Origin of the sequence: Bergeriella denitrificans NBRC 102155 (genome assembly GCF_001592185.1) — a bacterium.
Lineage (GTDB): Bacteria > Pseudomonadota > Gammaproteobacteria > Burkholderiales > Neisseriaceae > Neisseria > Neisseria denitrificans.
In genome coordinates this window covers 1-6,425 of sequence record NZ_BCWL01000126.1, presented here as the reverse complement: position 1 = coordinate 6,425, position 6,425 = coordinate 1, and the positions used below count along the sequence as shown (strand labels likewise).

5 protein-coding genes and 2 tRNA genes are annotated in these 6,425 nt (G+C 57.4%); 3 read left to right on the top strand and 4 right to left on the bottom strand.

The features are described 5' to 3' along the window. Positions 1 to 79: 79 nt before the first annotated feature. From lpxH to BDE01S_RS07355, 3 genes are all read right to left on the bottom strand, one after another. Positions 80 to 817: a UDP-2,3-diacylglucosamine diphosphatase gene (gene lpxH / locus BDE01S_RS07365; RefSeq protein WP_066079518.1), complete on the bottom strand. Its 738-nt coding sequence runs from the start codon at positions 815 to 817 to the stop codon at positions 80 to 82. Between the two features lie 235 nt (positions 818 to 1,052). Continuing rightward, positions 1,053 to 1,127 (bottom strand) — tRNA-Glu (locus tag BDE01S_RS07360). 13 nt (positions 1,128 to 1,140) lie between these two features. Beyond that, positions 1,141 to 1,217: transfer RNA gene (locus BDE01S_RS07355), tRNA-Arg, on the bottom strand. A 116-nt stretch (positions 1,218 to 1,333) separates the two neighbouring features. Here BDE01S_RS07355 and BDE01S_RS07350 point away from each other — a divergent pair. Both BDE01S_RS07350 and BDE01S_RS07345 read left to right on the top strand, forming a co-directional pair. Continuing rightward, complete coding sequence (locus BDE01S_RS07350) at positions 1,334 to 2,725, top strand: 3'-5' exonuclease family protein (protein WP_066079515.1); 1,392 nt, start codon at positions 1,334 to 1,336, stop codon at positions 2,723 to 2,725. 201 nt (positions 2,726 to 2,926) lie between these two features. Beyond that, positions 2,927 to 3,778, top strand: coding sequence for a mechanosensitive ion channel family protein (locus BDE01S_RS07345; RefSeq protein WP_066079512.1), 852 nt, complete (start codon positions 2,927 to 2,929; stop codon positions 3,776 to 3,778). A gap of 49 nt (positions 3,779 to 3,827) precedes the next feature. On the opposite strand, the gene BDE01S_RS11700 is transcribed toward BDE01S_RS07345, so the two are convergent. Next, a complete protein-coding gene (locus BDE01S_RS11700; protein ID WP_255265798.1) occupies positions 3,828 to 3,953 on the bottom strand; it encodes a hypothetical protein in 126 nt (41 codons plus the stop codon). On the opposite strand from BDE01S_RS11700, the gene BDE01S_RS07340 reads away from it, so the two are divergent. Continuing rightward, positions 3,952 to 6,000, top strand: a complete 2,049-nt coding sequence (locus BDE01S_RS07340) for a M3 family metallopeptidase (protein WP_066079509.1) — start codon at positions 3,952 to 3,954, stop codon at positions 5,998 to 6,000. The two genes, BDE01S_RS11700 and BDE01S_RS07340, sit on opposite strands and share 2 nt — an antisense overlap. Positions 6,001 to 6,425 lie beyond the last annotated feature (425 nt).

Genomic DNA, 6,425 nt, shown 5'->3' with positions numbered 1-6,425 from the left:
AAAACTAATTAACCCTGATTGAAAAAGCCGTCTGAAAATTTAATTTTCAGACGGCTTTTTCATCCCGTTCGCCAACCTGTCAATCCTGCAACTGCCCGTCCGCCTCTTCCAAGCCGACAAAGGCAAAACGATGACCGTCATACTGCAAAATCGACGGGCGGTTTTCCTGCCAGTCGCCCAATACAATCCGCTGCCAGCCGTTTTCATGATGGATATGCTGCCGGTGCGTATGCCCGTGTATCAGCAGCGGCACATGATAGCGGCGGACGATTGCTTCGGTAAACTTCTGATTCACGTCCATAATCTGCGCCATTTTCTGCTGCTGCTCCTGCTTGCTGACCGCGCGGATGCGGTGCGCCACGGACAAACGCCAGGAGAGCGGCAGCAGCAAAAAGCATTTCTGCAGCCATTTCATCTGCACTTTGCGGCGGAACGCCTGATAGCGGACATCATCAGTGCACAAAGTATCGCCATGGCACAATAATATCCGCTCCGCGCCCGCCTGCATGACATGATATTCGGGCAGCAGCACCATGCCGGTTTCCGCGGCAAAGCGCGGCCCGATTAAGAAATCGCGGTTGCCGTGGATAAAATAACACGCCACGCCCTGCTTTTTCAGACGGCCTACCGCCTGCTTGACGGTATCAATCAACTCAGATTGCTCGTCGTCGCCAATCCAAAAATCAAACAAATCCCCCAAAATATACACCGCCTGCGCTCCCTGCGCGCGCCCGTCCATAAAGCGCACGAATAAATCGGTCAGACCCGGGCGGCTGTCGCTCAGGTGCAGATCGGCAATGAAATAAATCGGCTTCATGATGATTTCCTGTGTGGCTTTTGCACTTTGCGGCGGAGACACTTATTGTAATACAAAGACGGCCGTTTTCAGACGGCCATTCCGTCTAAAACTAAAATACGGCGCTACCCTGCCCGCTTCCGGCTTGCGGAACGATCAATCCGCGTATCGGCTATAACTTGCCGAACGCGCCTCACCTAAAACCAAACAGGCATAAAAAAATCCCTGCAACGCATTGCAGGGATTTTTCGGAATGTGGCACGCCCACGGGGAATCGAACCCCGGTTACCGCCGTGAAAGGGCGATGTCCTAACCGCTAGACGATGGGCGCGGAATTTTCTGTCTGGCGCACCCGGAGCGATTCGAACGCCCGACCCTCTGGTTCGTAGCCAGATACTCTATCCAACTGAGCTACGGGTGCGCTGTAAGAAAGATTGAATTATAGGTTGTGCAGAAAATACTGTCAAGCCTGATGCTGGAAAAATTTCCAAAAAAGTGTAGAATGCGCGTTTGCTTGTTGAATTTAAAGGAAAAGAAATGGCAGAAGATTCGCACCTGCAGCCGCTGGCAGCCGCCTTTGCCCGCTTCGGCCTGCCGGTGGCGGTATTGGATTTGGAATCCACCGGCGGCCATTTCCATCAAGGCCGGATAACCGAAATCGCCGTATTGCGCTTTGAAAACGGGCAGGTCAGCCGCCATGAATGGCTGGTCAACCCGCAGCAGCCCATTCCCGCCTTTATCCGGGAGCTGACCGGCATCAGCGACGATATGGTGGCCGATGCGCCGCCGTTTGCCCGCATCGCGCCCGAGCTGCTGCCGCTGCTGCGCGGCGCGTTGGTGGTGGCGCACAACAGCCGCTTCGACTATACCTTTCTGCGCCACGAATTTCAGCGTGCGGGGCTGGAATTTGCTGCGCCCGCATTGTGTACCGTGCAGCTGTCGCGCCGCCTTTATCCCCAGTTTCACAAGCATAATCTCGACAGCATCATCGAGCGCTGCGGCATTCCCACCGGCACGCGCCACCGCGCCATGGCCGATGTGGAAGCCTTGTGCGGCTTTTTGATGCACAGTCTGCAGGAAAAAGGCGCGGAAGCATGGGAAAACCAATGCCGCGCCCTGATGAACCCGAAAATGCTGCCCGCCCGCCTGCCCGAGCCTTTGGCGCAACAACTCTACGCCCTGCCCGACAGCTGGGGCGTGCTGGTCTGGCTGGATGCGGCCGGACAAGCCCGCGCGGTCGAAGCCTGCGAACGCGCCTATTCGGAAGCCGCCGCGCTGCTGCACGCGAAAAAAGTGCCGTATTACGCGCAATCGGCCGCCGCCGTCCGCTTCCTGCCCGCGCTGGGCGGCCTGCACGCCTTATGGCTCAAAGCGCAGGCCATGCAGGAATACCGCATTTTGCCGTCTGAAAACCAACGCACATTCTGCACCGTGCAATTTGTACCCGAAGAACACGGCGCGTTACAGGCCAGAATTGTGCCGCTTACCAACGGCAGCCACGCCCGCCGCCCCTGCGGTTTGTTCCTGCACAAGCAGGCCGCCAAACGCGCCCTGGCGGAATGGGCGCAGACGCACAGTCTCTGCCCCGATACCTTGAACATTCTGCCTACCAACCATGCCAAAGGCGTGCCCTGCCCCGTGCAGGCCGTCGGCCGCTGCGACGGCGCATGCCGGAGCGCAGAAGGCATCGAGCGGCAAAACCAAACCATACGCCGCTTTGCCGAGCGTCTGCCCGTTGCCGACTGGGGACGCGCCACCGAGCTGGAGATAACCGAAACCGACCCGCTTTCCGGCCAAAGCATTACCCTGCGCTGCGCCGGCGGTGCCTTAGCGCTGCCCGACGGCCGCTGGTATTTCGACGAATTGCTGCCGAAAATCCTGAAAGCCAAGCTCAAACAGGGGCGCGAAGCCGTGCGGGTGATTGACTGATTAAACGGCATTTTTCAGACGGCCGAACAATCCTAAAGCAGCTCAAAACCCGCCACCGCTCTGCTTCATTCCGTTTTACTTCAACTATAATATCGCGGCATATCGCAAAACCGTTTTCCATACGCGGCGGCACACCGCCCGAAAAACGCCCGTCCATGCACACTTTCCAACGCTTTTGCACCGCCGATACGGAGCATCACCATGTGGCAAACTTTCCAACAATGGCTATCCGCCATTCCCGTCAGCAGCGAGATTATCCAATCCGTGCTGATGATTATCAGCCTGCTTGCACTACGCAGCATCCTGCTGACCGCGCATTTCCGCAGCCACCCCGATTTGGAGCTGGAAAGCAAACGCCGCTCGCTGGTGGTCAGCCGCAACCTGACCCTGATTTTGATTTTGATGGGGCTGGCCATGATTTGGGCGGCGCAAATCCAATCGCTGGCGCTCTCCATGCTGGCCGTGGCTGCCGCCGTGGTCTTGGCCACCAAAGAGCTGATTATGTGTCTCTCCGGCAGCCTTCTGCGTGCCGTGACCAAGCAGTATTCCGTGGGCGACTACATCGAAATCAACGGCATGCGCGGGCGCGTGGTCGATATCAACCTGCTGAATACGCTGATGATGCAAATCGGTCCGAACGCGCTGGTCGGCCAGCTTTCCGGGCAGACGCTGTCGTTCCCCAACAGCCTGCTGCTGAGTTTTTCCGTGCGCCGCGACAACATCCTGGGGCCGTTTGTGATACACACGCTGGAAATCCCCGTGCCCGTGCATTTGGATTCCGATGCCATCATTCCCGATTTGAAGCGCACCATCGAGCCCATGTGCCAACCCTATATCGCCGACGTGACCCGCTATCTGGCCAACGTGCAGGAGGAAAAACTCTTCATCACCCCCGCCGCCCAGCCGCGCATCACACGCGTGCCGTTTGACGACAAAGTCTATAAAATCATCGTGCGCTTTGCCTCGCCCGTGGAAAAACGTCTGGAAATCCAGCAGGCCGTACTCGACGAATTCCTGCGCGTGCAATACCGCCTGCTGAACCCCGGCAAATAAATCTGCAAAGATTTCGGGCTTTTAATCGGCGCATTCCGCCCCATATTTTTCAGACGGCCTGCGGCAGGCCGTCTGAAAACAAACCATACGCACCGCCGCGCGGCAAACCCCGTTTCCGCACACACCACCACGGCGCCCCCAAGCCGCCGCCCCACCCACCGAAAGGATTTTCCATGACCGACAACATCCTGCTCAATCTCGGCGACGAGCCGCGTTTCGACGAAATCCGAACCGAACACATCAAACCCGCGCTGCAAACCGCCATAGCCGAAGCGCGCGGGCAGATTGCCGCCATCAAAGAAGAAGCCGACACCACTTGGCTCAACACGGTGGAACGCCTCACCGACATTACCGAACGCGTCGGCCGCATTTGGGGCGTGGTGGCGCATTTGAATTCAGTGGTCGATACGCCCGAACTGCGCACGGTGTACAACGAACTTATGCCCGAAGTCACCCTTTTCTTTACCGAAATCGGCCAAGACATCGAATTGTACGAACGTTACAAAGCCATCAAAGCCGCCCCCGGATTTGCCAAACTGTCGGACGCGCAGCAAACCAAACTCAACCACGACTTACGCGATTTCGTATTGAGCGGCGCGGAACTGCCGTCTGAACAACAAGCGGAACTGGCCGCGCTGCAAACCGAAGGCGCACAATTGTCCGCCCAATTCTCGCAAAACGTTTTGGACGCCACAGACGCATTCGCCCTCTATTTCGACACCGCCGAACCGCTGGCGGGCATTCCCGAAGACGCATTGGCGATGTTTGCCGCCGCTGCCGAAGCCGAAGGCAAAACAGGCTACAAAGTCGGCCTGCAAATGCCGCACTACATCGCCGTGATGACCTACGCCGACAACCGCAGCCTGCGCGAACAGATTTACCGCGCCTACGTCACCCGCGCCAGCGAATTAAGCAACGACGGCAAATTCGACAACACAGCCAACATCGACCGCACCCTGGAAATCGCGCTGCAAACCGCCAAACTCTTGGGCTTCAACAACTACGCCGAATTGTCGCTGGCCACCAAAATGGCCGACACCCCCGCGCAAGTATTGGCATTTTTGCGCGACTTGGCCGCCCGCGCCAAACCGTTTGCCGAAAAAGACCTGGCCGAAACCCGCGCCTTCGCCGCCGAAGCATTGGGCATCAGCGAGCCGCAATCGTGGGACTTGACCTACGCCGGCGAAAAACTGCGCGAAGCCAAATACGCCTTTTCCGAAACCGAAGTGAAAAAATACTTCCCCGTCAGCCGCGTGCTGGCCGGCCTGTTTGCCCAAGTCAACCGCTTATACGGCGTGAATTTCATCGAAAAAACCGTCCCGACCTGGCATCCCGACGTACGCTACTTCGAGCTGGAAAACGGCGGCGCGATTATCGGCGGCGTGTACATGGATCTGTATGCCCGCGAAGGCAAACGCGGCGGCGCATGGATGAACGACTACAAAGGCCGCCGCCGTTTTTCAGACGGCCCCAAAGCCGGCCAAATCCAAACCCCGACCGCCTATCTGGTGTGCAACTTCACCCCGCCCGTCGGCGGCAAAGAAGCGCGTTTGAGCCACGACGAAATCCTCACCCTCTTCCACGAAACCGGCCACGGCCTGCACCACCTGCTCACCCAAGTGGAAGAACTCGGCGTATCCGGCATCAACGGCGTAGAATGGGACGCAGTCGAGCTGCCGAGCCAGTTTATGGAAAACTTCGTATGGGAATACGAGGTACTCGCCGAAATGTCCAGCCACGAAGACAACGGCGCAGCCTTACCGCGCGAACTCTTCGACAAAATGCTGGCGGCGAAAAACTTCCAGCGCGGCATGTTCCTCGTGCGCCAAATGGAATTTGCCTTGTTCGACATGCTGATTCACAGCGAAAGCGACGCAGGCCGTCTGAAAAACTGGGCGCAAGTATTGGACAACGTGCGTCAAGAAGTCGCCGTGGTACAGCCTCCGGAATACAACCGCTTCGCCCAAAGCTTCGGCCACATCTTCGCCGGCGGCTACTCCGCAGGCTATTACAGCTACGCATGGGCGGAGGTGCTGAGTGCCGACGCTTACGCCGCCTTCGAAGAAAGCAGCGACATCCGCGCCACCGGCAAACAGTTCTGGCGCGAAATCTTAGCGGTAGGCGGCTCGCGCAGCGCGGCCGAATCGTTTAAAGCCTTCCGCGGCCGCGCCCCCGAAATCGACGCATTATTGCGCCACAGCGGCTTCGACCAAGCCGCCTGACGCGCCGCTTGAGAAAAAAGGCCGTCTGAAAAATGCCCATTTTTCAGACGGCCTTTTTGATGGCATGTGCAAACACCTGCCGTATTTCATAACGTAAACTCGGGATAAACGATTTGAGTCATGCTTAATATTTCAGCAACCTATCCCCCATCTTTAACGGGGGGGTTAGGGTGGGGGTTGATTTATAGGTCACTTTAGGCCGGCACCCCCCATCCTAACCTTCCCCCGCAGGAGCGGGGGAAGGGACAGGTTGCTGAATTTCAACGGATTTTATAGTCGGAAAACATAGAATGAAACAAGACGGCAAGCCGCAGGCCGTACAAATCGTACAGGTCAGCGGACTTGCTGCTCTAGCAGCTTAGCAGTAGGTCGGGCACTTTTGCCCGACAGATATTTGGGGAGGCTAATATAAAATAAGAATGGGA

What these genes read in the sequence shown, in the direction of transcription:
- lpxH (WP_066079518.1), bottom strand. Translation starts at nt 817, where the DNA reads ATGAAGCCGATTTATTTCATTGCCGATCTGCACCTGAGCGACAGCCGC.
- BDE01S_RS07350 (WP_066079515.1), top strand. Translation starts at nt 1,334, where the DNA reads ATGGCAGAAGATTCGCACCTGCAGCCGCTGGCAGCCGCCTTTGCCCGC.
- BDE01S_RS07345 (WP_066079512.1), top strand. Translation starts at nt 2,927, where the DNA reads ATGTGGCAAACTTTCCAACAATGGCTATCCGCCATTCCCGTCAGCAGC.
- BDE01S_RS07340 (WP_066079509.1), top strand. Translation starts at nt 3,952, where the DNA reads ATGACCGACAACATCCTGCTCAATCTCGGCGACGAGCCGCGTTTCGAC.
- BDE01S_RS11700 (WP_255265798.1), bottom strand. Translation starts at nt 3,953, where the DNA reads ATGGAAAATCCTTTCGGTGGGTGGGGCGGCGGCTTGGGGGCGCCGTGG.